Here is a 25,768-nt window from a genome sequence, read left to right on the forward strand (position 1 = left end):
TTCAGGAAACAAAAGAATGCTTGAAATCAGAAACCTGCATGCCCGCATCGTCGATGACGGCACCGAGATCATCCGCGGCCTGAACCTGACGGTGCAAGCCGGCGAGGTCGCCGCCATCATGGGCCCGAACGGCTCGGGCAAGTCGACGCTGTCCTACATACTCGCCGGCCGCGAGGACTATGAGGTCACCGAAGGCGACATCCTCTACAACGGCCAGTCGATCATGGAAATGGATCCGGCCGAGCGTGCCACCGCGGGCATCTTCCTGGCTTTCCAATACCCGATGGAGATACCGGGTGTGGCGACGATGGAATTCCTGAAAGTGGCGATGAACGAGCAGCGCAAGGCGCGTGGCGAGGAGCCGCTGAAAATTCCGGAATTCTTGAAGCGCGTGAAGGACGCCGCCGGCTCGCTCAACATGGACATGGCGATGCTGAAGCGGCCGCTCAATGTCGGCTTTTCCGGCGGCGAGAAGAAGCGCGCCGAGATCCTGCAGATGAAGCTGCTCGAACCAAAACTTTGCGTGCTCGACGAGACCGATTCCGGCCTCGACATCGATGCGCTGAAGATCGTCTCGGACGGCGTCAACGCGCTGCGCTCGCCGGAGCGCGCCATCGTCGTCATCACCCACTACCAGCGCCTGCTCGAGCACATCGTGCCGGACTCGGTGCACGTGCTCTACAAGGGCCAGGTCATCAAGTCGGGCGACAAGTCGCTGGCGCTCGACCTCGAAGCCAATGGCTATGCCGGTGTGATCGGCGAAGCCGCGTGAGATGCCAGGGGCGGAACTGATGAACATGCACGCACAACCGCAGCGGACCCCGGCCGAAACGGCGTTGATCGACGCCTTCGGCGAGCGGCTGTCGCTGCTGCCCGGCGACGGCGCGGTGATGGTGAAGCGCGACGACGCCATCGAGGCGATCAAGCACGGCCTGCCGACGCGGCGCGTCGAGTCCTGGCACTATACGGATTTGCGCCGCTTGCTGACCTCGGTGCCGGCCTTCGATCCGGCAGCCGCCACCAAAGCCATCGCGCCGGTGATTGAAGGCTCTGCCGTCCTGCCGGTGCTGAACGGCGTGTCCAGCACGAAGCTGCCCGAGATCGACGGTGTGACTGTGCAGCGCCTGTCGGAAAAGCTGACCGACGGCAGCGTCGCACCGGGGCTCGACTCCTACGGTTCCGATGATGCTATCGGTGCGCTGAACACCGCTTTCGTCGCTGACGGCTATTTCGTCGACATCGCCGACGGTGCCGGGCTGGACAGGCCGCTCGAACTGCAGAACCTGCAGTCCGCTGGCCAGACGCATGTGCGTCTGCTGACGCGCGTGGGCGACGGAGCCAAGGCGACCATCGTCGAACGCCAGACCGGCGAGGGCGCAGCCTTGGTCAGCTCGGTCAGCCAGCTCGTGCTCGGCGAGGGCGCCGAGGTGACATGGCTGATCGTGCAGGAGCAGCCGGATACGGCGACGCACCTGGCGCAGTTCAAGGCGCATCTCGGCAAGAATTCGAAGCTGACGCTGTTTGTCATGAACGCCGGCGGCAAGCTCGTGCGCCAGGAGATTGTGGTCAGGACGACGGGCGAAGGGGCCGACTTCAAACTGCGCGGCATCAACCTGCTTGCCGGCGATACCCATACCGACGTGACCATGGTGCTCGACCATGCCGTGCCGCACACCACCTCGACGGAAGTGATCCGCAACGTGGTGACCGGCAAGGCGCGCGGCGTGTTCCAGGGCCGCATCAACGTCCACCAGTATGCGCAGAAGACCAACGCCAAGATGACCTGCAATACGCTGCTTCTGTCCGACGATGGCGAGTTCTCGACCAAGCCCGAGCTGGAAATCTTCGCCGACGACGTCGTCTGCGGCCACGGCGCCACCGTCACCGAGATCGATCACGACCATCTGTTCTACCTGATGGCGCGCGGCATCGACGAGAAGAGCGCGCGGGGCCTGCTGGTGAAAGCCTTCATCGCCGAGGTGATCGAGGAACTGGACGACGAGGCGATCGTCGACGCGCTGGAAGCAAGGCTCGACGACTGGTTCGTCGCGCACGGGTGAAGTGATGAACGCACCAGGCAAGATCGGAGATTTCTACGACGTCGAGGCGATCCGCCGCGATTTCCCGATCCTGTCGCGGGAAGTCTACGGCAAGCCGCTGGTCTATCTCGATAACGGCGCCTCGGCACAGAAGCCGCAGGCGGTGCTCGACGCCATCCAGCACGCCTACAGCCAGGAATATGCCAACGTCCATCGCGGCCTGCATTTCCTGTCCAATGCCGCGACCGACGCCTATGAGAAGGCGCGCGAGACGGTGCGCCGTTTCCTCAACGCGCCGAGTACCGACAACATCGTCTTCACCTCGAACACCACCTCGGCGATCAACACCGTCGCCTATGGCTACGGCATGCCCAATATCGGCGAGGGCGACGAGATCGTGCTGTCGATCATGGAGCACCATTCCAACATCGTGCCGTGGCATTTCATCCGCGAGCGGCAGGGCGCCAAGCTGGTCTGGGTGCCGGTCGACGATCTCGGTGTCTTCCACATCGAGGAATTCGAGAAGCGCCTGACGAACAGGACGAAGCTTGTCGCCATTACCCAGATGTCGAACGCGCTGGGCACCGTGACGCCGATCAAGGAGATCGTCCGCATCGCGCACGCGAAAAACATTCCGGTGCTGGTCGACGGCAGCCAGAGCGCCGTGCACATGCCGATCGACGTGCAGGACCTCGACTGCGATTTCTTCGTCTTCACCGGCCACAAGGTCTACGGCCCCTCGGGCATCGGCGTGCTCTACGGCAAGAAGGATATTCTCGAGCGCATGCGCCCCTTCATGGGTGGCGGCGAGATGATCGAGGAGGTGACGGAAGACATCGTCACCTACAACGAGCCGCCGCACCGTTTCGAGGCCGGCACGCCGCCGATCGTGCAGGCGATCGGCCTGGGCGCGGCACTCGACTATATGGACAAAATCGGCCGCGAGCGCATCGCCGCCCACGAGGCCGATCTGAAGGACTATGCGCATGAGCGCCTGCGCGCCATCAATTCGCTGCGCATCTTCGGCGACGCGCCCGGCAAGGGCGCCATCATCTCGTTCGAGTTGCAGGGCATCCATGCCCATGACGTATCGATGGTGATCGACAGGCAAGGCGTGGCAGTGCGGGCGGGCACGCATTGCGCCCAGCCGCTGTTGAAACGCTTTGGCGTAACCTCCACATGCAGGGCATCGTTCGGCATGTATAATACCAGGGCCGAAGTCGACGCTTTGGCCGATGCGCTGGAAAAAGCGCGCAAGTTCTTCGGGTGACGATCATGGATGACGCTAGCCACACCACCGAGACCGCACCGGAAGCAGCCATTAACCCGCTGGTTTCCGCCTCGGCCATTCCCGCCGACGAACTGGCGCGCCTGACCGACGACATCGTCTCGGCGCTGAAGACGGTCTACGACCCGGAAATCCCGGCCGACATCTACGAACTCGGCCTGATCTACAAGATCGATATCGAGGACGACCGCTCGGTCAAGATCGACATGACGCTGACCGCGCCCGGCTGCCCGGTGGCGGGCGAAATGCCCGGCTGGGTGGAGAATGCCGTCGGCGCCGTCGAAGGCGTTTCCGGCGTCGAGGTCAGCATGACCTTCGACCCGCCCTGGTCGCCCGACCGCATGTCGGAAGAGGCGCAGGTGGCGGTCGGCTGGTATTAGCATCGGTCGGACAATGGGTTGGCGCACTTGCGCCTGGCATAAAACTTCACCATTTTAGGTGAAGAATCATTCGGCAGGCCTTGAACCTGCATGGAATGGAGAGAGAGAAAAGATGGGACGCTTCGCCGTCATCACGATGACCGAAAAGGCCGCCGACCGGGTGCGCGAGATCGTCGCCACCCGTGAAAACGCGCATGGCATTCGCCTCGGCATCAAGAAGGGCGGCTGCGCCGGCATGGAATACACCGTCGATCTGGTGACCGAGCCCATCACCAAGGACGACCATATCGAGCGCGACGGCGCCCATGTCTATGTCGCGCCGGAGGCGGCACTTTTCCTGTTCGGCACCGAGATGGATTTCGAGCAGACGACCCTGCGCACCGGCTTCACCTTCCGCAACCCGAACCAGAGCTCGGCCTGCGGCTGCGGGGAATCGGTCGAACTGAAGCCGGCCGATCTGAAGGCACTCGCCGAGGCGCGCGCTTCGGCCTGAGACCTCTCCCTTCGTCCCGTTCACGGGGAGAAGGTGGCCCGAAGGGCCGGATGAGGGGCAGAGCCAGCCTCTCTAAAGTATGCGCCGCCCCTCATCTGCCTGCCGGCATCTTCTCCCCGCAAACGGGGAGAAGACAATCACTCCACCCACATCCCTGTCCGCTTGTGCCAGTCGGCGATCGATTCCGCGGGGTAGAGGTCGAACACCTTGTCGTTCCTGCCGATCTCCGGCTCGACCCAGTTCGCCCTGTATTTCAGCATCAGATGCACCTTCTCCGGCGGCTTGGGCAGATCGGTGTCGACCGCCGAGGCGAAGGGATGGACCAGGTCCGGCCAGGTAGGGTCATACACCCAGAGCGCTGTACCGCATTTTCGGCAGAAGTTGCGCTCAGCCGTTGAAGTCTCGCACTGCGGATGTTCGTCATCCTCGATCTCGGCCCGGTAGACGCCGAGATTGCGCTTGCCGGTGATCTTAAGCGTGTCGTAGTCGGCGCCGAGATTGATGGCGAAGCCGCCACCGCCCTGCTGCTTGCGGCAGATCGAGCAGTAGCAGAGCATGAACGGTACCGGCGTGTGGCTTTCCACCTCGAAACGGATGGCATTGCAGCGACAGGACCCTTTGAGCAGCAGCGGCATATTGGAACTCCGATGTGTTTTTCCCTCAACCTTGTCAGCATGGTTTTGGTTGCGGCGATGACAAGGCCGGATGCGGCTGACATGATCGCCGCATGGAGAACGAACGCATAGAAGAACTTTTTGAAAGCCTTGGTCCGGTCAGCATCCGAAAACTGTTCGGCGGCAAGGGCATCTATTGCGACGGCGTCATCGTCGCCATCGTGGTGCGCGGCGAATTGATGCTGAAGGCCGACGAACAAAGTGCGCCCGACTTCGAGGCCGCCGGCTGCCGGCAGTGGACCTATACCGGCTCGCGGCACGGCAAGCAGGTTTCGATGCCCTACTGGAGCGTCCCCGACAGCGCCTTCGACGATCCAGACGAGATGGCGGTCTGGGCGCGCCGGGCCCATGAGGCGGGAAGGCGGGCGGGGAAGTAGGCCTAAAGCGCCTTCGCAATCCTCGCCGCCAGCCGCGCATTGTTCTCGACCAGCGCGATGTTGGTCTTCAGGCTCCGGCCGCCGGTCAGCTCGAGGATTTTCGACAGCAGGAACGGCGTCACCGCCTTGCCGGTGACGTTCAGCGCCTCGGCGGCCTTTTGCGCGGCCTGGATATGGCCGTCCATTTCGCTGGCCGGAATCTCGTGATCTTCCGGCACCGGATTGGCGATCAATATGCCGCCGCTCAAGCCGAGCGCCAGTCGCGTCCGGTAGAAATGCGCGATGTCTTCCGGCGCATGCAAGGTTAGCGGCGCCCGGAACGGCGAATGCCGCGACCAGAAGGCCGGCATCGTCTCGCAGCCATGGCCGACGACCGGCACGCCGCGCGTCTCCAGCACCTCCAGCGTCTTTTCGATGTCGAGGATCGCCTTGGCGCCGGCCGACACCACGATGACCGGCGTGCGCGCCAGTTCGTCGAGATCGGCCGAGATATCAAAACTCTTTTCAGCCCCCTTGTGCACGCCGCCAATGCCGCCGGTGGCGAACACGTTTATCCCGGCCATATGCGCCGCGATCATGGTGGCGGCGACCGTGGTGCCGCCGGTGCGGCCTTGAGCGACCGCAAAGCCGAGATCGGCGCGCGACAGCTTCATGGCGTCGCCCGTCATCGCCAGCGATTCGCGCTCGCCGTCTGACAGCCCGATCTTGATGCGGCCGGAAACCACGGCGATCGTCGCCGGCACCGCGCCATTGTCCTGGATGATCTTCTCGACATTGGCCGCCATGGCGCCATTGTCGGGATAGGGCATGCCATGGGTGATGATGGTGCTTTCCAGCGCCACCACCGGCCGGCCGCCAGCCAGCGCTTCAGCCACCGGCGGGTGGATGTCGATGAAGGGGCGGGCGGTTTCCGGCGTCATGTCTGTCTCCGATCCGGCAAGCTGATCTGGCCGACCTCATGCCACTTCCCGCGCCTCCGGCACAAGGGCCAGCATCTGGGCGAAGCTTGCCGCCGTGAAGCCTGGCACGGCATCGCTGCTCTCGATGGCAAGCGTTGCCGCGGCGACACCTTCTCGAAGGGCGGCGCGCAGCGACACTCCGCGCAGCAGGGCGGCGATCGTTGCGCCCGCCAGCGCATCGCCGGCGCCGGTGACGTCGGCGATCCGTCGGGGGGCAGGGGGAGCGACGGCGAAAATCCCATCGCCGTCGAAAGCCAGCACCGGCGCCCCGCCCGCTGTCACCACGGCACTTTTGAGGCCGGCGCGCCGCAACGCGTCGACGAGGCCCTGGTCCGTGGCATCGGCGCTTGCTCCGGCCAGCGCGACAGCCTCGCGCCGGTTCATGAACAGCAGCGCCAGGCTGCCCAGCACCGGCACCAGCCGCACCACCTTGGCCGGCGAGATGGCGATGGCGAACACCGGCTTCACGCTGGCCAGCGCCACCAGCCGCTCGAGTGCCGTGGTCGGCAGATTTGCGTCGCACAGGATTGCGTCGGTGTCAGCAATCACCTCGCGCACCTTGGCGCGGCGGATCTGCTTGGGGAAGGCGAGATCGTACAGCGCCATGTCGGCAAAGCCGACAATCAACTCGCCGTCACGGTCGATCAGCGCAGTGTAGCTCGGCGTGGTGCGGTCGAGGAACACTGCCGACAGGTCGGCAATGCCCGACGCGGCAATGGCGCGCGACACCGTCTCGCCCGAGGCATCGCCGCCACGCAGCGAAAGCAGCGAGGCCGAAGCCCCGCGCCGCACCAGGCTGCGCAGGGCGTTGAAGACGCCGCCGCCGACATCCTCGCGCATCGTGCCGGGGTTGGACGCGGCCGGCACGTACGGACCCGACACCTGGCCGCGCCGGTCGATATGGGCGCCGCCCACGGCCAGGATTTTTGGGGATGTCATCATGCGGGCGATATGACCTTTGTTATTCCAGCCGCACAAGCGCTAGGTTGTGTGGCTGAGCTTCGCAGGCAAGGCAGCGATTCGGTGGATCGATACAATCGAACCGGCTGACCGAATGCGGGATACATCCGGGAACGAAATCGCGAGACAAAAAAAGAACAAATCCGGAAAAAGATTATTTTTCAGAAAGTTGACGCCCCTTGCCAAACGAGAACAAATAAGGTACAAATGAATGAGGATTACGGATTGTCCGGCCTTCATTGACGACCAAGGGGTGATGTATCATGGCTCAGAATACTTTGCGGCTTGTAGAGGATAAGGCAGTGGACAAATCAAAGGCCCTGGATGCGGCGCTGTCGCAGATCGAGCGCGCTTTCGGCAAGGGCTCGATCATGCGGCTTGGCGCCAACGAGCAGGTCGTCGAGATCGAAACCGTGCCGACAGGCTCGCTTGGCCTCGACATTGCGCTTGGCGTCGGTGGCCTGCCGCGCGGCCGTATCATCGAGATCTACGGGCCGGAAAGCTCGGGCAAGACGACGCTGGCGCTGCACACGGTGGCGGAGGCCCAGAAGAAGGGCGGCATCTGCGCCTTCGTCGATGCCGAGCACGCGCTCGATCCGGTCTATGCCCGCAAGCTCGGCGTCGACCTTGAAAACCTGCTGATCTCGCAGCCCGACACCGGCGAGCAGGCGTTGGAAATCTGCGACACGCTGGTGCGTTCCGGCGCCATCGACGTGCTGGTGGTCGATTCGGTCGCCGCGCTGACGCCGCGCGCCGAAATCGAGGGCGAGATGGGCGATTCGCTGCCCGGCCTGCAGGCCCGCCTGATGAGCCAGGCGCTGCGCAAGCTGACTGCTTCGATTTCGCGCTCCAACACCATGGTCATCTTCATCAACCAGATCCGCATGAAGATCGGCGTCATGTTCGGCTCGCCCGAAACCACGACCGGCGGCAACGCGCTGAAATTCTACGCCTCGGTCCGTCTCGACATTCGCCGCATCGGCTCGGTCAAGGACCGCGACGAGGTCGTCGGCAACCAGACCCGCGTCAAGGTGGTCAAGAACAAGCTGGCGCCGCCCTTCAAAGTGGTCGAGTTCGACATCATGTATGGCGAGGGCGTCTCCAAGACCGGCGAGCTTGTCGACCTCGGCGTCAAGGCCGGCGTGGTCGAGAAGTCGGGCGCCTGGTTCTCGTACAATTCGCAGCGCCTCGGCCAGGGCCGCGAGAACGCCAAGCTGTTCCTGCGCGACAATCCCGACACGGCGCGCGAGATCGAATTGGCGCTCAGGCAGAATGCCGGGCTGATCGCCGAGAAATTCCTCGAAAATGGCGGTTCCGAAGGTGGAGACGACGGTTTCGAGGACGAAGCCGGCGCGATGTAGGGCACTGGCCAGAGTTCGGCCATAAACCCGGCTTATAACCTGATGCTTAAGTAACCGAGTTCTACAGTATCGCGTTCCGAACCGCCGGCCTCGAGCCGGCGGTTTTTGTTTTTGGGCGGCATGGATTGGCCCAATTCCCTGTTTCTGGACAGGGTGGAGCGTGCCCGCTAAAAGGCCAAGTCTATCTTCTGAAAAGCAGAGAACCAGTTTCCGCCGGGTTGCCGGCGGTTTTCGCGAAAAGGCAGCACTCATGAGTGGCGTGAACGAGATCCGGTCGACATTTCTCGACTATTTCCGCAAGGAGGGCCACGAGGTCGTCGCGTCGAGCCCGCTGGTGCCGCGCAACGACCCGACACTGATGTTCACCAATGCCGGCATGGTGCAGTTCAAGAACGTCTTCACCGGTCTGGAGAAGCGGCCCTATTCGCGTGCCACGACCGCGCAGAAGAGTGTGCGCGCCGGCGGCAAGCACAACGACCTCGACAATGTCGGCTACACGGCGCGGCACCTGACCTTCTTCGAGATGCTCGGCAATTTCTCCTTTGGCGACTATTTCAAGGAGCGCGCCATCGAGCTTGCCTGGAACCTGATCACCAAGGAGTTCGGGCTGAACAAGGACAAGCTGCTGGTAACCGTCTATCACACGGACGACGAAGCTGCCGGCTTCTGGAAGAAGATCGCCGGCTTCTCCGACGATCGCATCATCCGCATCCCGACCTCCGACAATTTCTGGGCGATGGGCGACACCGGTCCGTGCGGTCCGTGCTCGGAGATCTTCATTGATCGTGGCGAGCATATCTGGGGCGGTCCTCCGGGCACCCCCGAGGAGGACGGCGACCGCTTCCTCGAATTCTGGAACCTGGTGTTCATGCAGTATGAGCAGGTGACCAAGGAGGAGCGCATCGACCTGCCGCGACCGTCGATCGACACCGGCATGGGCCTGGAGCGCATGGCCTCCATCCTGCAAGGGGTGGAAAGCGTTTTCGAAACCGATCTGTTCCGTCACCTGATCGATGCTGCGTCGTCCGCGCTCGTCCGCGGTCCGGATGCCGACACTGTCGGGTCGTTCCGCGTCATCGCCGACCATCTGCGGTCCTCCTGTTTCCTGGTGGCCGATGGCGTGCTGCCGTCCAATGAAGGCCGCGGCTATGTGCTGCGTCGCATCATGCGCCGTGCCATGCGCCATGCGCAGCTGCTTGGCGCGAATGAGCCGCTGATGTGGAAGCTGGTGCCGGCGCTGGTCCGCGAGATGGCCCAGGCCTATCCGGAGCTGGGGCGCGGCGAAGCGCTCATCACCGAAACGCTGAAGCTGGAAGAGACCCGCTTCCGCAAGACGCTGGCGCGTGGCCTCGGCCTGCTTTCGGACGCAACGGAAACGCTCGGCGCCGGCGACATGCTGGATGGCGAGACGGCCTTCAGGCTCTACGACACCTACGGCTTCCCGCTTGACCTGACGCAGGACGCGTTGCGCCAGCGTAGCATATCGGTCGATCTAGCCGGCTTCACCGATGCGATGGAGCGGCAGAAGGCCGAGGCGCGCAAGAGTTGGGCTGGTTCCGGCGACGCTGCGACCGAGACCGTCTGGTTCGCCGTGCGTGAAAAGTCCGGCGCCACCGAGTTCCTCGGCTACGAGACCGAGCAGGCGGAAGGCCTCATCCTGGCGCTGGTGAGCGACGGCAAGACCGTCGACAGCGCGGACAAGGGCGACGCGGTTGCCGTGGTCGTCAACCAGACGCCGTTCTACGGCGAGTCCGGCGGCCAGATGGGCGACACCGGCGTCATCTCAGGCGAAGGGTTCTCGATCGAGATCTCCGACACGCAAAAGAAGGCCGACGGCCTGTTCGTGCATCTCGGCAAGGTGGCCAACGGTACGGTCAAGACCGGCGCTGCCGTCGAGCTGAAGGTCGACCGTGCGCGCCGCTCCAGGCTGCGCGCCAACCATTCGGCGACGCATCTGATCCACGAGGCGCTGCGCGAGGTGCTGGGCACCCATGTGGCGCAGAAGGGCTCGCTGGTCGCGCCCGAGCGTTTGCGCTTCGACATCTCGCACAACAAGCCGATTTCGCCAGAAGACCTCGAAGAGGTTGAGCGCATGGCGAACGAGATCGTTGTCCAGAACAGCCCGGTGACGACGCGCCTGATGTCGGTCGACGACGCCATCGCCGAGGGCGCCATGGCGCTGTTCGGCGAGAAATACGGCGATGAGGTGCGCGTCGTGTCGATGGGCACCGGCCTGCATGGCGCCAAGGCCAACCGGCCCTATTCGGTCGAGCTCTGCGGCGGCACGCATGTCAGGGCGACCGGCGACATCGGCCTGGTGCGCGTTGTTTCGGACAGCGCGGTCGCTGCCGGCGTGCGCCGCATCGAGGCACTGACCGGCGAGGCCGCCAGAAGACATCTCGACGAGCAGGACAGACGACTGAAGACGGTTGCCGCGGCGCTGAAGATTGCGCCGGCCGACGTGCCGGCGCGCGTCGAGGCGCTGCTCGACGAGCGCAAGAAGCTCGAGAAGGAACTGACCGAAGCGCGCAAGAAACTGGCGCTGGGCGGCGGCGCGGCCGCCGGTGCGCCGGCCGAGAACGAGACCGTCGCCGGCGTCGGCTTCCTCGGCAAGGCCGTCTCCGGTGTGGCGCCGAAGGATCTGAAGCCGCTGGCTGACGCCGGCAAGTCGTCGCTCGGCTCCGGCGTCGTCGTCTTCGTCGGTGCCGGCGAGGACAACAAGGCCAGCGTCGTGGTCGCCGTGACGGACGATTTGCTCGGCCGCTTCAGCGCCGTCGACCTGGTGCGCGTGGCGTCCGCGGCACTCGGCGGGCAGGGCGGCGGCGGCCGCCCGGACATGGCCCAGGCCGGCGGTCCCGACGCCTCGAAGGCCGGCGACGCGATTGCAGCGGTAAGGGCGGCGCTCGAGGCAGCCTGAAAGCCACCACATGAAGGTTCTTGTTCTCGGCGGCTATGGTCCTTCTGCGTCGCCGACTAGGCCTGCCTTGCCGATTTCAGCGCGTGCGTCATTCTGCTGGAGTCACCCAGGTGGACAGCCAGATCAGGCAATCCGTGGCGATTGAAATCATCGCTCGCAGAAGGTTCAACAACGGGCCGGGCGATTTCAGCTGCTCTTCGGCGTGATGGAGATGGGCGAACTCTTCCTCCCGGATTGCCAAGATGATGCCGTGCAACTCACGATCACGGTCCATCAGAAAGAACAACTGGTCGTCCAGATGGCGATGCACCGCCGCTTCCACAGCGGCCGTGCAGGCCCAGATGCCTTGCGGTCCGAGCAGAGCCGTCACAAAACCCAGCAGCCATCCGCCCCAACTCCAGAATTGCATCACCCGGCACGGTCGCGAATGCCGCGGCGGCATGGCGGCACGGAAGGCAGCACAGTGATTGCGCTCGTGCCCGAGCATCTCCGACAGGGACGGCACGCAATCCGGCCAGAAACGTTTCGCGACAAGAATCTGCGCCGAATAGATTCTGATCGCCCCGAACTCGCCGGCGTGGTTGACCCTGACTATTCTGGCCACGGTGAGTGCGTCCTGGTGAGAAAGGTCAGCCATGGACGCGCCCGGACCTATGTCAGCCTGTTGGCAAAGCCTGGACGCGCCGCGATGTGTGTCCACCACGCCTGGATATCGGGGAACTCGGCCAGCAGCTTTTGCCCTTCGGCGACCTTGACGAAATAGCCGATGACCGGCGCCGCGTGCAGGTCGGCCAGCGTCAAATCGCTGCCCAGCAGCCATGGGCCCGGAGCCTTGAGTGAAGTGAGCACCCGTAGCACCGTCTCCGCCTGCCCCAGCCCGGTGGCGATCACGGCCTCGTCCGGCGGCGTATTCTCCAGCCGTTCGACGGCGACATCCCAGACCATCGACCGATAGCCATAGGCATCGAAGATGCCGATGATCTGGTTCATCCGCGCCCGGTCGCGCGCGTCTTTCGGCTGCAGCGTCGGACCCTCGAAGGTCTCGTCCACAAAACGCGCGATCGCGCTCGCCTCGAACAGGCGAAACCCGTCATGCTCGAAGGCCGGGACGCGGCCGAACGGATGGTGCTCGAGATACCAGGCCGGAATGCCTTCCGACGCAAAAACATCGACCGGCACGAGCTCGTAGTCGACGCCCTTTTCCTCGAGTGTGAGGCAGACGATGCGCACATAGACGCTGTAGTCCGCCCCGTAGACGATGGGCTTGCCCATGTCGATTGCCGGTTACGCCATCGCCTTCTGCAGGTTCTCGTCGATCTTGTCGAGGAAACCGGTGGTCGATAGCCAGGGCTGGTCGGGGCCGATCAGCAGCGACAGGTCCTTGGTCATGAAGCCGGACTCGACCGTCTGGATGCAGACTTTTTCCAGCGTCTCGGCAAAGCGCTTCAGCTCGGCATTGTCGTCGAGCTTGGCGCGGTGTGCGAGGCCTCGCGTCCAGGCGAAGATCGAGGCGATCGAGTTGGTCGAGGTCTCCTCGCCCTTCTGGTGCTGGCGATAGTGGCGGGTGACGGTGCCGTGCGCGGCTTCCGCCTCCACCGTCTTGCCGTCCGGCGTCATCAGCACCGAGGTCATCAGGCCGAGCGACCCGAAACCCTGCGCCACCGTGTCGGACTGCACGTCGCCGTCATAGTTCTTGCAGGCCCAGACATAGCCGCCCGACCATTTCAGGCTGGATGCCACCATGTCGTCGATCAGCCGGTGCTCGTACCACAGCTTCTTCGCCTTGAACTCGGCTTCGAACTCGGCCTCGTAGACCTCCTGAAAAATGTCCTTGAAGCGGCCGTCATAGGCCTTGAGGATGGTGTTCTTGGTCGACAGATAGACCGGATAGTTGCGCAGCAGGCCGTAATTCAGCGAGGCGCGGGCGAACTCACGGATCGACTCGTCGAGATTGTACATGGCCATGGCGACGCCGGCCGCCGGCGCGTCGAACACGTCGTGCTCGATCACCGTGCCGTCCTCGCCGACGAACTTGATCGTCAGCTTGCCCTTGCCGGGGAAGCGGAAATCGGTGGCGCGGTATTGGTCGCCGAAAGCGTGACGGCCGACGATGATCGGCTTGGTCCAGCCCGGCACCAGGCGCGGCACGTTCTTCATGATGATCGGCTCGCGGAAGATGGTGCCGCCGAGGATGTTGCGGATGGTGCCGTTCGGCGACTTCCACATCTTCTTCAGCTTGAATTCCTCGACGCGCTGTTCGTCGGGCGTGATCGTCGCGCATTTCACGCCGACGCCGTATTTCTTGATGGCGTTGGCCGAGTCGATGGTCACCTGGTCATTGGTGGCGTCACGGTGCTCGACGCCGAGGTCGTAATAGTCGAGCGTGAGGTCGAGATAGGGGTGGATCAGCTTGTCCTTGATGAACTGCCAGATGATGCGGGTCATCTCGTCGCCGTCGAGTTCGACGACCGGGTTCGCCACCTTGATCTTCGCCATGGAAAGAATGCCTCGTTGCTGGGGGATATCGGAACGGCCTGCCCGCATGGCTTTCGGCCGGGGATGCGGCCCGTATATCAAAGCATTTTTGGCCGCGCAAACGGCGATCCGCACCGGCCGGCTCGATCGGGGCATCGGCCGTTCCTTGCGAGAGCTTCATTTTCGCGGCTGAATATGGCAGGGGACGCTGAAATGCCGCAAACAGCAGTTCATTGACGACGATGTCAGCCGACGAAAATCCCAGCAACACCGCCGCCGCCGGCCCGGCGATCATCCTCGTCGAGCCGCAGCTCGGCGAGAATATCGGCATGGTCGCACGCGCCATGGCGAATTTCGGCCTTGCCGAGCTGCGTCTGGTCAATCCGCGCGACGGCTGGCCGAGCGAGAAGGCGCGCGCTGCCGCGAGCCGCGCCGACCATGTCATCGATGCCGTCAAAGTGTTCGACGATCTCGCCTCGGCGGTCGCCGATCTCAATTTCGTCTTCGCCACCACGGCGCGCGAACGCGACGGCTTCAAACCCGTGCGCGGCCCGGTCGAAGCGGGCAGGGCGCTGCGGGCACGTCACACCGCCGGCCAGCGCACCGGCATCCTGTTCGGCCGCGAGCGTTTTGGGCTCTACAATGACGAGGTGGGTCTGGCCGACGAGATCGTCACCTTTCCCGTCGATCCCGCCTTCTCCTCGCTCAACATCGCCCAGGCAGCACTTTTGATGTCCTATGAATGGATGAAGTCCGGCCTCGAGGACGAGACGAAGACCAACTTCGCCAGCCCCGAAATGCTGCCGGCGACCAAGGAGCAATTGCACGGCCTGTTCGCCTATCTGGAAGGCGCGCTCGAAGCGCGCGGCTATTTCCGCCCGGCGCCGAAGAAGCCGAAGATGGTCGACAATTTGCGCGCGGTGCTGACGCGTGCCGGTTTCGCCGAGCCGGAACTCAAGGTGCTGCGCGGCATCATCTCGTCGCTGGACAGGTTTTCACCGGCGATGCCGCGCGGAGACGGTTCGCCGGGAGACGATCCAAGACGGCTTCCTGCAGCAGCGGCGCGAATCCAGTCGCCGGACAAGGAAGAATAGAACCGGTTAAACGTGAGGCTCGCCAGTAACCGATTCTTATTCGGTTTCGTCCATCGTTCTCAAAACTGGGGGTGTTGGATGTTTACGTCCAGTATCGGTCGTTTGCGCTTCTTTCTTTACTCTCTCGCCGCGACGGTGGCGGAGATAGTGGTGATCGTCGTCTGCATCGCGGGAACAATCGGCTTCGACGGGCTGATCAATTCGACACCTGGCCCGTCGCGGCAAGGGATGGCCGGCGTCATCCTGGTTATGTCCCTGGCGTTTGTGCTGCTGCGCGGCAACATCGCCTGGCGCCGCAGCCGCGACGCCAACGGACGCAGTTGGATCTTGTGGGCCTACATCGTGTTCTCGGCCATCTATGCGGTCCTGCAGGTTGGTACGCTGCTGGTCATCGATTTCGGCAATCCGGAGAGTGTTCCCGGCGGCCTGAACCTGCTCGGCCTCTCCATATTTGGCCTCTGGGTAACGATCCTGGTGGCGAAACCGGCAGGCGGCGTCGATATTGACGAACTGACATCCGTTTTCGATTTCGATGGCGCCGTTCCCGCGCCTGCGGGCGGCGGCAGGATGGCCGCGAGCGCGGCACCGTCTGCCCCGCGCACCGCCGCGCCGGTCGCCCAGCCGATCGGTCGGCCACGGCCCGCCGGCTTCGGCAAGCGTGGACTCTAGGCAGCTCCAGGAAGATTGGTTCTTCGCCCGGAACTGCGCAAAACTTGCTGGCATTCGCCACTTCAAGATCATGATCGTTCGCGATAGAAGCACCATTGGCCGCATCACGGGCCAGCCTCTTCTTGTGGTCCCCAGCCTTCTTGTGATCCGATGACAATGAGCGATCGATCAAGCCACCGCCCGATCCTGATGTTCGATTCCGGCGTAGGCGGCCTCACCGTGCTGCGCGAGGCGCGCGTGCTGATGCCCGATCGCCGCTTCGTCTATGTCGCCGACGATGCGGCTTTCCCCTATGGCGCCTGGGAGGAGCCGGCGCTCAGGGCCCATGTACTGGAACTGTTCGCAAGGCTGCTCGACCGGTTTGCGCCGGCCATTTCGGTGATCGCCTGCAACACGGCGTCGACGCTGGTCATCGAAGCCTTGCGCGAGCGATTCCCCGGCCATCCTTTCGTCGGCATGGTGCCGGCGATCAAGCCGGCGGCGGAGCGCACGCGCTCGGGCCTGGTCTCGGTGCTGGCCACGCCCGGCACCGTCAAGCGCCAATATACGCGCGACCTGATCAGCAAATGGGCCTCGAAATGCCATGTGCGGCTGGTTGGCTCCGACCGCCTGGCACCATTGGCTGAAATCTACATGCGCGACGGCTTCGTCGACGAAGAGGCCGTGCGCGCCGAGATCGCGCCGTGTTTCGTCGAGCGCGACGAGCTGCGCACCGACATCGTCGTGCTTGCCTGCACCCACTATCCCTTTCTGGCGAACCGCATGCGCAAGACGGCACCTTGGCCGGTCGATTGGCTCGATCCCGCCGAAGCGATCGCGCGCCGCGCGGTTTCGCTTCTCGCCGACATTGATCCCAACGGGCGCGGCGAGATATTGCCGGAAGGCGCCGACCTTGCCGTCTTCACCTCGAACAGAACCGATTTCCCGACCCGCCGGTTGCTGCAGGGCTTCGGGCTGGCGATGTCTTGATCGCCGGCACCGGGAACATCATCGGGGACGGCTGCGTTTTCCTCCTATAGCAAACGGGAGAACCGATCATGCCAGCCACCTCGAAAGCCCAGCAAATGGCTGCCGGTGCGGCACTGTCCGCCAAGCGCGGCGAGACGAAGAAGAGCGAGCTCAAAGGCGCATCGAAGGAAATGTTCGAATCGATGAGCGAGAAGCAGCTCGAGGAATTCGCCGAGACCCGGCGCAAGGGGCTGCCCGCGAAGAAATCGAAGCATTGAAGGACTTCAGACGTTGTGCGTCCGAATGGACGCACGTCGCTCAAATGCCGGCGGTGCAACCTCCCGCCACATTCGGCACTGCACTCAACCCTGAGACGCTATATCGTCGCCACCGCCGGCGCCAGTCGCGAGCTTGACACCGGTTAAATCTCCGTTTAACCAGCGCCCCAACACCGGGCCGCAATGCCCGGTCGTTTATTTTGCATGGCAAGACCTCAGGGAAATCAGGTTTTTCGTTTCCTTGGTCTTGTTTGAACTGACGTGTCCCGTGGGTTTTCCGTCGCGTTGCGTGGAAAACCCTGTCAGGTCTCGAAAACGGAGGCCAGAGGAGGGCGCGTTTCCTTCACCCGGACCATGAGGTTCCGGGTGGTTTGTTTTGAAAGGGAATGCGATGAGCAAGCGCGAATCCGCGAAGTACAAGATCGACCGCCGTCTCGGCGAAAACATCTGGGGCCGCCCGAAGTCCCCGGTGAACAAGCGTGAATACGGCCCCGGCCAGCACGGCCAGCGCCGCAAGGGCAAGCTTTCCGATTTCGGCCTGCAGCTGCGCGCCAAGCAGAAGCTGAAGGGTCACTATGGCGACGTTTCGGAAAAGCAGTTCCGCAAGGTCTATGAAGAGGCCGATCGCCGCAAGGGCGACACCTCGGAGAATCTGATCGGCCTGCTCGAGTCGCGTCTCGACGCGGTCGTCTACCGCGCCAAGTTCGTGCCGACCATTTTCGCAGCCCGCCAGTTCGTCAACCACGGCCACGTCAACGTCAACGGCAAGCGCGTCAACATCGGCTCGTACCGCTGCAAGCCGGGCGACGTCGTGGAAGTGCGCGAGAAGTCGAAGCAGCTGGTGATCGTGCTGGAATCGGTTGGCCTCGCCGAGCGCGACGTGCCCGATTACATCGAAGCCGACCACAACAAGATGGTCGCGACCTTCGCGCGCATCCCCGGCCTGTCGGACGTTCCGTTCGCCGTGCAGATGGAACCGAACCTGGTCGTCGAATTCTATTCGCGCTGATCGAACGCATTTAGCGGAACCATCGAAGGCCGCCCGTTGAGGCGGCCTTTTCTTTTGTGCATCGCGCTTTGCGAACCGAGGGCCAAAAACCGATTTCGATTTCCGGGCCGATGCGCTAATCCGGGCGCAGCAGAGATTTGGACCGATGCGTCATGAACATGTTGCCAGACGCCGCTTCACTTGAACCGGTTGCCGACGCCGAGGGCGGCTTTCATCCGCTGTTTGCCGACGTGCCGTCTTCCGTCGAGTTCAACAAGCTGCGCAAGCGGCTGCTGCGGCTCACCCGCCAGGCGATCGAGGATTACGCCATGGTCAGGCCCGGCGACCGCTGGCTGGTAGCGCTATCCGGCGGCAAGGATTCCTACGGCCTACTCGCCGTGCTGCTCGATCTCAAATGGCGCGGGCTGCTGCCGGTCGAGCTTCTGGCCTGCAATCTGGACCAGGGCCAGCCGAATTTCCCGAAGCACATATTGCCGGACTATCTCGACAGAAACGGCATCCCGCACCGCATCGAGTACCAAGACACCTATTCGGTGGTCACCGACAAGCTGCCCGAGGGCAGCACCTACTGCTCGCTGTGCTCGCGGCTGCGGCGCGGCCATCTCTATCGCATCGCGCGCGAGGAGGGCTGCGCAGCACTTGTGCTCGGCCACCACCGCGAGGACATTCTGGAAACCTTCTTCATGAACCTCTTCCATGGCGGCCGCCTTGCCGCCATGCCGCCAAAATTGCTCAACGACGACGGCGACGTCATGGTGCTGCGGCCGCTAGCCTATAACGCCGAGGCCGATCTCGAGAAATTCGCAGCCGCCATGAAGTTCCCGATCATCCCTTGCGACCTCTGCGGCAGCCAGGAAGGCCTGCAGCGCAACGCCATGAAGGCGATGCTGGACGACCTGGAAAAGCGCATGCCTGGCCGCAAGGACACGATGATCCGCGCCATGGCCAATGTGCGGCCCTCGCATCTGCTCGACCGAAAACTGTTCGATTTCGCCGCTCTCAACGAAACTCCAGATCTCCGGCAAGACAATCCCGATGACATTTGACGACAATGCGATCGACCGGCTCGCCGACCTGCTGTCCGACGTCGCCAAAGCCGAGATCATGCCGCGCTTTCGCAGGCTGGGTGAGGGCGACATCCGCCAGAAGACCTCGGCCGCCGACCTGGTCACCGAAGCCGACGTCAATGCCGAGCGGCTGATCACCGCCAGGCTGCATGAGCGCTATCCTGAGGCCATGATCGTCGGCGAGGAAGCCTGCTCCGACAATCCGGCGCTGCTTGGCGGCCTCGGCGATGCCGATCTCGCCTTCGTCATCGATCCGGTCGACGGCACTTTCAACTTCGCCTCCGGCGTGCCGCTGTTCGGCGTCATGCTGGCTGTCGTGGTCAAGGGCGAGACCGTCGCCGGCATCATACACGACCCGGTCGGCAAGGACTGGCTGATCGGCGCCCGAGGCGCCGGCAGCCATATTCGTCACGCCCATGGCAGCCTGGAAAAGGTGCATGTCGCGGAACCGGTGCCGACTCGGGAATGACCGGTGCGGTGTCATGGCAGTACATGCCGGAGCCGGAACGCTCGCGACTGGCGCGCAACCAGACCAAGTCGCTCTCGCAATTCGGCTATCGCTGCGCGGCGCACGAATACCGCCTGCTGGCCAGCGGCCACGCCCATTTCGTCGTCTACAACAAGCTGATGCCGTGGGACCATCTTGCCGGCGCGCTGATCCACACCGAGGCCGGCGGCCATGCCGCGCGCTTCGACGGCAGCCCCTACCGGCCTTCGCATCTCGACGGTGGCTTGCTCGTCGCACCCGACAGGGAAAGCTGGCAAGAGTTGCGCCGCGAACTCTGGGCCGAATAGGCGATGAAATCTCGGTCCGCACTTGTCGCAGCGGCCCTTGCCATCGCCCTGGTTGCCGGTTCCAGCGAAGCAGGCGCGCAACAGCGCACCTGTCGCGGTCCTGATCCCGTCGACACCTTGAAGGAGATGTCGGCCGCTATCTATGCTTGCTGGAAGCCGCCGCGCGGAACAGCGGGCATGTCCCTGACATTGCGGTTCTCGCTTCGCCGGGATGGCACACTCGTCGGCAAGCCGCGCGCGACCTTTTCCGATCTGGGAACCGACAGCGCGTTGAACCGGGCCTTCGTGGCCTCCATCCTCAAGGCACTCGACGAGGCTCTGCCATTGCCCTTTTCGGACAGCATGGGTGGAGCAATCGCAGGGCGCATGCTTGCCCCTCGCTTCACGGCAACCTTTGAAAGGGCCTCTTGAAGCGTGTCGCCCAAAAGTGGGCAGCGGTTTTGAGACAACGACACGCGCAAAACAAAGCGCGCCCGCGCGCGCATCAAACGGGTGGGTTGTGCGGCTGGAACATCTTGCCGCGCTCGGCGATGAAGATCATCAGCAACGCTGCGACCGAGACGCTGCAGAAGCCGGCGGCTAAAGGCGTCACCGTACCGTTGAAAGCCTGGCCGATCAGCGTGCCGAGGATGCCGCCGAGGAAGGTCTGCATGAAACCCAGAATGGACGACGCCGTGCCGGCCAACTGCCCGAGCGGCTCCATGGCCAAAGCGTTGAAATTGGCGCCGAGCGCTCCGAACGGCACCATCGCGCAAGCAAAGAAGGCGATGAACAGCCAAAGCGGCATCTGCATTTCCAGCGACACGACCAGCCATGCAAGACTGATCACCAGGAACAAGAGCAGCGCGCTCTGCGACAGCCGGCGCATGCCGATGCGGCCGACAAGACGCGAGTTCAGGTAATTGGAGAAGGCGAGCACGGCCGCGACGCCGGCGAAGATGACCGGAAACATCTCGCCGACATTGAACACGTCGACATAGATCTGCTGGGCCGAGGCGATGAAGCCGAACATGGCGCCGAAGATGAAGGTGCTGGCAAAGGCATAGCAGAGCGCGATGCGGTTGGTCAGAACGATGCGGAAACCGCCGACGATCGATGCGGCCGTCAGCGGCCGGCGATATTCGGGATGCAGCGTTTCGGGCAGGCGCAGCAGCGACCATGCGGACACGATCAGCGCGCCGGCCGCCATGGTGATGAAGATCCAGTGCCAGGAGGCAAACAGCATGATGAACTGGCCGATGCCCGGCGCCACCACGGGAATGGCCATGAACACCATGAAGATCAGCGACATCACCTCGGCCATGCGCCTGCCGTCGAACGTATCGCGCACGATCGAGACGGCGATGACGCGCGTGGCGGCCGCACCGATGCCTTGCACCATCCTGAGCAGGAGCAGCGTCGCGAAAGACGGGGCGATTGCCGCCGCGCCGGCCGCCAGCACATAGATGATCAGCCCGGCGACAAGTGGAGGGCGGCGCCCGAAACGGTCGGAGACCGGCCCGAAGAAAAGCTGTCCGCCGCCAAAGCCGAGAATGTAGGCGGTGATGACGTATTGGCGGTGGTTTTCGTTGACGACGCCGAGCGAGGCGCCGATCTGCTGCAGCGCCGGCAGCATGATGTCGATGGCCAAGGAGTTGAGCGCCATCAGCGCCGCGCACAGCGCGATGAATTCCCAGCGCGGAATAGGCAGGCTGCTTGTCTGCTGCGGCGCCTGTACGTGCTGTTCCACGGCAAGTCCGATCTTGAAACGAAGATGCGCCGGCGAACCGGCGCATGGATTCGTCTTTGCCCCTTGGCGGGGAGATGAAAGTTTGCCGAGGTGGGGGCTGCCCCGGCGCCTCAAACCCTAATGCATGTCGCCCAAAGGTGTGCGCGGTTTCGGGGCTACGACATGCGCAAAAGAATCAGGCGGCGCCTTTGACGCTGACGCCCTTTTCGACGAGGAACGTCTGCAGTTCACCCGCCTGGAACATCTCGCGCACGATGTCGCAACCACCGACGAACTCGCCCTTGACGTAGAGCTGCGGAATGGTCGGCCAGTTGGAATATTCCTTGATGCCCTGGCGCAGTTCCGCCGAGTCGAGCACGTTGACGCCTTTGTAGTCGGCCCCGATATAGTCGAGGATCTGGACCACCTGGCCGGAGAAACCGCACTGCGGAAAACCGGGCGTGCCCTTCATGAAGAGCACCACGTCGTTGCTCTTCACTTCGCTGTCGATGTAGTCGTTGATACCGCTCATGGAGGATCCTTTCACGCCTGTGGGAGTCAGGCTCGAAACATAGCCATCAAATAAACCCATAGGTTGACCGAAACAAGATGTTTGCGCCGCCGCCGCGGAAATGGCGCAAAGGATCGCCGATGTTGGGCCAAGCATCTGAGCCAACTGCCTTCTCCGGGACATGATGAAAAGACGATATGGCGCCGCGATCCTGATCGCCATCCTGCTGGCCAGTATCGCTCTGGTCTGGTGGCCGAGACGCCCCGCGCCGCCGTCCCTGGTCGTCGGCGAGTTGCCGGCACCCTGCCGGGATGTCGGGTTCGAGGCCGTGTCCTATGTCGTCTGCGAGATCGACCTTCGTGCCCAGAGCATTGAGATCTTGCATGCCGGCGCGGACGCAAAGCCCTTCGGCTCGCTGGAGGCTTTCGACAAGGCGATGGCGAGTGAGGGCAGGCCGGTGCTGCTCGCCATGAATGCCGGCATGTATCACCAAGACCTGACGCCGGTCGGCCTTCTGGTCGAGGACGGTATCCAGAAGTCGCCACTCAACCTCGCCGACGGCGAGGGCAATTTCTTCCTGAAACCGAACGGCGTGTTCCTGGTCGGCAAGGACGGCAAGGCGGCGGTCATGGAGACGAACGCCTATGCCGCCGTCCGGCCGGACGTGGCATTCGCCACGCAGTCCGGGCCGATGCTGGTCATCGACGGCCAGAATCACCCGCGCTTCGAACCGAACGGCACGTCGCGCTACATCCGCAACGGTGTCGGCGTGCGTGACGCGAATACGGTCGTGCTGGCGATCTCGCGCTCGGCGGTCAGCCTGGGCCGCTTCGCGCGGCTGTTCCGTGACGCGCTCGGCTGCTCCAGCGCGCTGTTTCTCGACGGGGCGGTCTCGGCGCTGTCGGACGGCGAGAGGATGATCGTCGGCGGGAAATATCCGGCGGGGCCGATCATCGCCGTGTCGGCAAAAAGGCCTGCGGCCGAGTAGCCCCCGAAGAACGCCTTCGTCCGCCTTGTCCGGCATTCCGAAATATAGCTATAGCTAAATCTTGAAGCATACGCTATCCTCGCCCGCGATCTGGAGGAATGCAGGCATGAGCGAGACGAAATCCTTGCTGGAGCGAAAGCTCGATCGAAGGCTGCTTCTGGCCGGTGGCCTTATGGCTGCCGGCGGCACGGCAGTCGCGGCGAGTGCCGCCCGCGGGCAGACAAGCCATGCCGGTCACGAGATGCCGGCGGCCGCCGCCGCTGAAGCGCAGCCGGCGCATCTCTCGGCCCATGGCGCGATGATCACGGTCGGCGAGGTCGACGATGCCCGCAACGGCTTCGATCCATCGAAGCTGCTGAGCGACTGGTACACCGGGACGGTGTCGATGTTGCCGGACGGGCGGACGCTGCGCACTTTCGAGGTCACGGCCGAGGACAAGGAGATCGAGATCGCGCCCGGCATGATGTTCCCGGCCTGGACCTACAATGGCCGTGTGCCGGGACCGACTTTACGTGCGACCGAGGGCGAGCGCCTGAGGATCGTCTTCCGCAACCAGGGCTCGCATCCGCATTCGATGCATTTTCACGGCATCCATGCCGCGCGCATGGACGGGGTTCCGGGCGCCGGCCTGATCGGGCCGGGCGAGGAGTTCGTCTACGAGTTCGACGCCAGGCCGTTCGGCTGTCATCTCTACCACTGCCACGCCCTGCCGCTGAAGCGGCACATCCAGAAGGGCATGTACGGCGCCTTCGTGATCGATCCCGATCCGGCCAGGCATCCGGAGCACGAAGCGGTCGCCCGCTCGCGCCTGCTCGGCACGCCCGAAAATGCCGGCTGGCAGGAATTCGTGATGGTCATGAATGCCTTCGACACCAACTTCGACAACGAGAACGAGGTCTACGCCGTCAACACGGTCGCCCATGCCTATGCGAAGAAGCCGATCCGGGTGCTGAAGGACAAGCCGGTCCGCATCTATCTCGTCAATGTCGTCGAGTTCGATCCGATCAACTCCTTCCACCTGCACGCCAATTTCTTCGACTACTACAATCAGGGCACGACGCTCACGCCCACGCTCAAGACCGTCGACCTGATTACCCAGTGCCAGGCCGAGCGCGGCATCCTCGAGTTCCATTTCCGGGAGCACGAACCGGGCCTCTACATGTTCCATCCTCACCAGTCGGAATTCACCGAACTCGGCTGGTCCGGCATGTTCGACGTCGTGGAGGCCGTGTCGTGACCGATCTGAGCCGGACTTCCGCCGACACACGCGGAGGCCGTCCAAGGTCGGCCTATCTGCTCTGGGTCGCGCTGCCGCTCGTCGTGCTCGGGCTGGCCATCGCCTGGCTGGTCTCCTCGGACCCGCTGTCGAGCTTCCGCAATGGCGCGCCGGCGGTCGAGAACCTCACCTTCGAGCGGACGATCCTGGGGGCGGATGGCATCCGCGTCCTCGTCCGGGCCGGCGGATCGGAACCGATGACCATTGCGCAGGTCCAGGTCGACGATGCCTACTGGCAGTTCACGCAGGATCCGCCGGGACCGATCGCGCGCGGCGCCACCGCCTGGATCAGCCTGCCATATCCCTGGGTGCTGGGGGAGGCGCATGCGATCAACGTCGTGACCAGCACCGGGACGACATTCGGGCACGAGATCGCCGTCGCCGTGCCGACGCCGACGCGCGATTCGCTGAGCTTTGCCGCGCAGGCGGTGCTTGGCGCCTTCGTCGGCATCCTGCCTGTGGCGATCGGCCTGATGTTCTATCCCGCGCTCCGCGGCGTCGGACGGAACGGCATGGACTTTCTTCTGTCGCTGACCGTCGGGCTGCTCGCCTTCCTGTTCGTCGATGCCCTGGAGGATGCGTTCGAACTGGCGGGCGAAGCCGCCGCCCTGTTCCAGGGTCCGACGATGATCGTGCTTGCCGCCGCCGCCAGTTTCCTGCTGCTGATGGCGGCAGGCCGGCGAAGCGGGACGCCGACCGGTCTGGCTTTGGCCACCTTCATCGCGCTTGGCATCGGCCTGCACAATCTCGGTGAAGGTCTGGCGATCGGCGCTGCCTTCGCCTCGGGTGCTGCGGGGCTCGGCACCTTCCTCGTGCTCGGCTTCACATTGCACAACATCACCGAGGGTATCGGCATCGCCGCCCCGATCCTGAAGCAGCGGCCGCCATTGCGGACGTTCGCCGCGCTGACGCTGCTCGCGGGCGGCCCCGCGGTCATCGGCCTGTGGATCGGCAGCCTCGCCTATGCCCCGCAATGGTCGGCGCTGGCGCTGGCGGTCGGCGCCGGGGCAATCCTGCAGGTGATCGTCGAACTGGTCTCGATGCAGCTTCGTGAGCGGGGTGACGGCACGCGTGCATTGTTTGCACCGAGCGCGATGGCTGGTTTGGCAGCCGGAGTTGGCTTCATGTACCTCACGGCGATGCTGGTGAAGATCTAAGCAGCGCCGGTGTCGAGGTTCAGTCGGGCACGCTGGTCTGCAAGGCCAGCGCATGCAGCACGCCGCCCATGTTGCCCTTCAGCGCGTCATAGACCATCTGGTGCTGCTGGACGCGGCTCTTGCCGCGAAAACTCTCGGCCACCACTTCGGCCGCATAGTGGTCGCCGTCGCCGGCGAGGTCGCGAATCGTCACCTTGGCGTCCGGGATGCCTTCCTTGATCAGCCGTTCGATGTCGTGCGCGTCCATTGCCATGGCAAAATCCTAGTGAGAGTCGGGGTGAGCCTAAAGCCTTTCTCGTTCGGATTGAAGCAGTTCCGTCCGCTAGCGCCAAAGACAAATGAAGA

27 protein-coding genes and 1 pseudogene are annotated in these 25,768 nt (G+C 63.7%); 19 read left to right on the plus strand and 9 right to left on the minus strand.

Annotated elements, in window-relative coordinates; all coding sequences use genetic code 11:
* The first annotated feature begins 16 nt into the window (after positions 1-16).
* From sufC to sufA, 5 genes are all read left to right on the plus strand, one after another.
* On the plus strand, positions 17-772 hold the full coding sequence (gene sufC / locus ACSQ3Z_RS29180; RefSeq protein WP_436174712.1) for a Fe-S cluster assembly ATPase SufC: 756 nt from the start codon (positions 17-19) through the stop codon (positions 770-772).
* 19 nt (positions 773-791) lie between these two features.
* The gene (gene sufD, locus ACSQ3Z_RS29185; protein WP_436174713.1) at positions 792-2,060 is read left to right on the plus strand and encodes a Fe-S cluster assembly protein SufD; all 1,269 of its coding nucleotides are present in this window, start codon (positions 792-794) and stop codon (positions 2,058-2,060) included.
* 4 nt (positions 2,061-2,064) lie between these two features.
* Entirely contained in the window at positions 2,065-3,309 is a 1,245-nt protein-coding gene (locus ACSQ3Z_RS29190) for a cysteine desulfurase (protein WP_436174714.1), read from the plus strand.
* A 5-nt stretch (positions 3,310-3,314) separates the two neighbouring features.
* Positions 3,315-3,707, plus strand: a complete 393-nt coding sequence (locus ACSQ3Z_RS29195) for an SUF system Fe-S cluster assembly protein (RefSeq protein WP_436174715.1) — start codon at positions 3,315-3,317, stop codon at positions 3,705-3,707.
* Between the two features lie 112 nt (positions 3,708-3,819).
* On the plus strand, positions 3,820-4,200 hold the full coding sequence (gene sufA / locus ACSQ3Z_RS29200) for a Fe-S cluster assembly scaffold SufA (protein WP_436174716.1): 381 nt from the start codon (positions 3,820-3,822) through the stop codon (positions 4,198-4,200).
* Positions 4,201-4,337: 137 nt separating this feature from the next.
* Here sufA and ACSQ3Z_RS29205 read toward each other — a convergent pair whose 3' ends face one another.
* On the minus strand, positions 4,338-4,835 hold the full coding sequence (locus ACSQ3Z_RS29205) for a GFA family protein (RefSeq protein ID WP_436174717.1): 498 nt from the start codon (positions 4,833-4,835) through the stop codon (positions 4,338-4,340).
* 92 nt (positions 4,836-4,927) lie between these two features.
* Between ACSQ3Z_RS29205 and ACSQ3Z_RS29210 the strand changes: the two genes are divergently transcribed.
* Positions 4,928-5,251, plus strand: coding sequence for a TfoX/Sxy family protein (locus tag ACSQ3Z_RS29210; protein WP_436174718.1), 324 nt, complete (start codon positions 4,928-4,930; stop codon positions 5,249-5,251).
* Between the two features lie 2 nt (positions 5,252-5,253).
* Here the strand turns inward: ACSQ3Z_RS29210 and ACSQ3Z_RS29215 are convergent, their stop codons facing one another.
* Both ACSQ3Z_RS29215 and ACSQ3Z_RS29220 read right to left on the minus strand, forming a co-directional pair.
* On the minus strand, positions 5,254-6,171 hold the full coding sequence (locus tag ACSQ3Z_RS29215) for a pseudouridine-5'-phosphate glycosidase (RefSeq protein ID WP_436174719.1): 918 nt from the start codon (positions 6,169-6,171) through the stop codon (positions 5,254-5,256).
* Positions 6,172-6,207: 36 nt separating this feature from the next.
* Complete coding sequence (locus tag ACSQ3Z_RS29220) at positions 6,208-7,152, minus strand: carbohydrate kinase family protein (RefSeq protein ID WP_436174720.1); 945 nt, start codon at positions 7,150-7,152, stop codon at positions 6,208-6,210.
* Positions 7,153-7,433: 281 nt separating this feature from the next.
* Between ACSQ3Z_RS29220 and recA the strand changes: the two genes are divergently transcribed.
* Together recA and alaS are read left to right on the plus strand one after the other, a co-directional pair.
* Positions 7,434-8,531, plus strand: coding sequence for a recombinase RecA (gene recA / locus ACSQ3Z_RS29225; RefSeq protein WP_027028105.1), 1,098 nt, complete (start codon positions 7,434-7,436; stop codon positions 8,529-8,531).
* 250 nt (positions 8,532-8,781) lie between these two features.
* Positions 8,782-11,448, plus strand: coding sequence for an alanine--tRNA ligase (gene alaS / locus ACSQ3Z_RS29230; RefSeq protein WP_436174721.1), 2,667 nt, complete (start codon positions 8,782-8,784; stop codon positions 11,446-11,448).
* A gap of 88 nt (positions 11,449-11,536) precedes the next feature.
* Here the strand turns inward: alaS and ACSQ3Z_RS29235 are convergent, their stop codons facing one another.
* Genes ACSQ3Z_RS29235 through ACSQ3Z_RS29245 form a run of 3 tightly spaced genes read right to left on the minus strand, consistent with a single transcriptional unit; the run spans position 11,537 to position 13,944 of the window.
* Positions 11,537-12,148: a demethoxyubiquinone hydroxylase family protein gene (locus ACSQ3Z_RS29235; protein ID WP_436174722.1), complete on the minus strand. Its 612-nt coding sequence runs from the start codon at positions 12,146-12,148 to the stop codon at positions 11,537-11,539.
* The gene (locus tag ACSQ3Z_RS29240; RefSeq protein WP_436174723.1) at positions 12,100-12,720 is read right to left on the minus strand and encodes a glutathione S-transferase family protein; all 621 of its coding nucleotides are present in this window, start codon (positions 12,718-12,720) and stop codon (positions 12,100-12,102) included. Before ACSQ3Z_RS29240 ends, ACSQ3Z_RS29235 begins: the two co-directional genes overlap by 49 nt.
* 12 nt (positions 12,721-12,732) lie before the next feature.
* Positions 12,733-13,944 (minus strand): NADP-dependent isocitrate dehydrogenase, encoded by a 1,212-nt coding sequence (locus ACSQ3Z_RS29245; RefSeq protein ID WP_436174724.1) that lies wholly within the window; start codon positions 13,942-13,944, stop codon positions 12,733-12,735.
* Between the two features lie 221 nt (positions 13,945-14,165).
* Between ACSQ3Z_RS29245 and ACSQ3Z_RS29250 the strand changes: the two genes are divergently transcribed.
* From ACSQ3Z_RS29250 to ACSQ3Z_RS29285, 8 genes and pseudogenes are all read left to right on the plus strand, one after another.
* Positions 14,166-15,017, plus strand: a complete 852-nt coding sequence (locus ACSQ3Z_RS29250; protein ID WP_436174725.1) for an RNA methyltransferase — start codon at positions 14,166-14,168, stop codon at positions 15,015-15,017.
* Between the two features lie 78 nt (positions 15,018-15,095).
* Positions 15,096-15,686 carry a hypothetical protein gene (locus ACSQ3Z_RS29255; RefSeq protein ID WP_436174726.1) on the plus strand — a complete coding sequence of 197 codons (591 nt, stop codon included), beginning with the start codon at positions 15,096-15,098 and terminating at the stop codon, positions 15,684-15,686.
* 156 nt (positions 15,687-15,842) lie between these two features.
* Complete coding sequence (murI, locus tag ACSQ3Z_RS29260; RefSeq protein WP_436174727.1) at positions 15,843-16,655, plus strand: glutamate racemase; 813 nt, start codon at positions 15,843-15,845, stop codon at positions 16,653-16,655.
* A 68-nt stretch (positions 16,656-16,723) separates the two neighbouring features.
* A complete protein-coding gene (locus tag ACSQ3Z_RS29265) occupies positions 16,724-16,912 on the plus strand; it encodes a DUF3008 family protein (protein ID WP_436174728.1) in 189 nt (62 codons plus the stop codon).
* Between the two features lie 391 nt (positions 16,913-17,303).
* Positions 17,304-17,921 carry a 30S ribosomal protein S4 gene (gene rpsD, locus ACSQ3Z_RS29270; RefSeq protein ID WP_006206017.1) on the plus strand — a complete coding sequence of 206 codons (618 nt, stop codon included), beginning with the start codon at positions 17,304-17,306 and terminating at the stop codon, positions 17,919-17,921.
* Positions 17,922-18,073: 152 nt separating this feature from the next.
* Positions 18,074-18,967: a tRNA 2-thiocytidine(32) synthetase TtcA gene (gene ttcA / locus ACSQ3Z_RS29275; protein WP_436174729.1), complete on the plus strand. Its 894-nt coding sequence runs from the start codon at positions 18,074-18,076 to the stop codon at positions 18,965-18,967.
* Positions 18,957-19,783 (plus strand): annotated as a pseudogene (locus tag ACSQ3Z_RS29280) (inositol monophosphatase family protein). The gene ttcA and the pseudogene ACSQ3Z_RS29280 overlap by 11 nt, the downstream one beginning before the upstream one ends.
* A 3-nt stretch (positions 19,784-19,786) precedes the next feature.
* Positions 19,787-20,194 (plus strand): hypothetical protein, encoded by a 408-nt coding sequence (locus ACSQ3Z_RS29285; RefSeq protein WP_436174730.1) that lies wholly within the window; start codon positions 19,787-19,789, stop codon positions 20,192-20,194.
* A gap of 73 nt (positions 20,195-20,267) precedes the next feature.
* On the opposite strand, the gene ACSQ3Z_RS29290 is transcribed toward ACSQ3Z_RS29285, so the two are convergent.
* Both ACSQ3Z_RS29290 and grxD read right to left on the minus strand, forming a co-directional pair.
* Entirely contained in the window at positions 20,268-21,428 is a 1,161-nt protein-coding gene (locus tag ACSQ3Z_RS29290; protein WP_436175183.1) for a multidrug effflux MFS transporter, read from the minus strand.
* Between the two features lie 259 nt (positions 21,429-21,687).
* A complete protein-coding gene (gene grxD / locus ACSQ3Z_RS29295; RefSeq protein ID WP_006206022.1) occupies positions 21,688-22,023 on the minus strand; it encodes a Grx4 family monothiol glutaredoxin in 336 nt (111 codons plus the stop codon).
* Positions 22,024-22,183: 160 nt separating this feature from the next.
* Between grxD and ACSQ3Z_RS29300 the strand changes: the two genes are divergently transcribed.
* The 3 genes from ACSQ3Z_RS29300 to ACSQ3Z_RS29310 all read left to right on the plus strand — a co-directional run bounded on the left by ACSQ3Z_RS29300 (position 22,184) and on the right by ACSQ3Z_RS29310 (position 25,423).
* Positions 22,184-22,990 carry a phosphodiester glycosidase family protein gene (locus ACSQ3Z_RS29300; protein WP_436174731.1) on the plus strand — a complete coding sequence of 269 codons (807 nt, stop codon included), beginning with the start codon at positions 22,184-22,186 and terminating at the stop codon, positions 22,988-22,990.
* A 106-nt stretch (positions 22,991-23,096) separates the two neighbouring features.
* On the plus strand, positions 23,097-24,227 hold the full coding sequence (locus ACSQ3Z_RS29305) for a multicopper oxidase domain-containing protein (protein ID WP_436174732.1): 1,131 nt from the start codon (positions 23,097-23,099) through the stop codon (positions 24,225-24,227).
* Positions 24,224-25,423 carry a ZIP family metal transporter gene (locus ACSQ3Z_RS29310; protein ID WP_436174733.1) on the plus strand — a complete coding sequence of 400 codons (1,200 nt, stop codon included), beginning with the start codon at positions 24,224-24,226 and terminating at the stop codon, positions 25,421-25,423. Before ACSQ3Z_RS29305 ends, ACSQ3Z_RS29310 begins: the two co-directional genes overlap by 4 nt.
* A gap of 19 nt (positions 25,424-25,442) precedes the next feature.
* On the opposite strand, the gene ACSQ3Z_RS29315 is transcribed toward ACSQ3Z_RS29310, so the two are convergent.
* Positions 25,443-25,676, minus strand: coding sequence for a BolA/IbaG family iron-sulfur metabolism protein (locus tag ACSQ3Z_RS29315; RefSeq protein ID WP_023674714.1), 234 nt, complete (start codon positions 25,674-25,676; stop codon positions 25,443-25,445).
* Between the last annotated feature and the right edge of the window lie 92 nt (positions 25,677-25,768).

Source organism: Mesorhizobium sp. LjNodule214 (assembly GCF_964252735.1).
Lineage (GTDB): Bacteria > Pseudomonadota > Alphaproteobacteria > Rhizobiales > Rhizobiaceae > Mesorhizobium.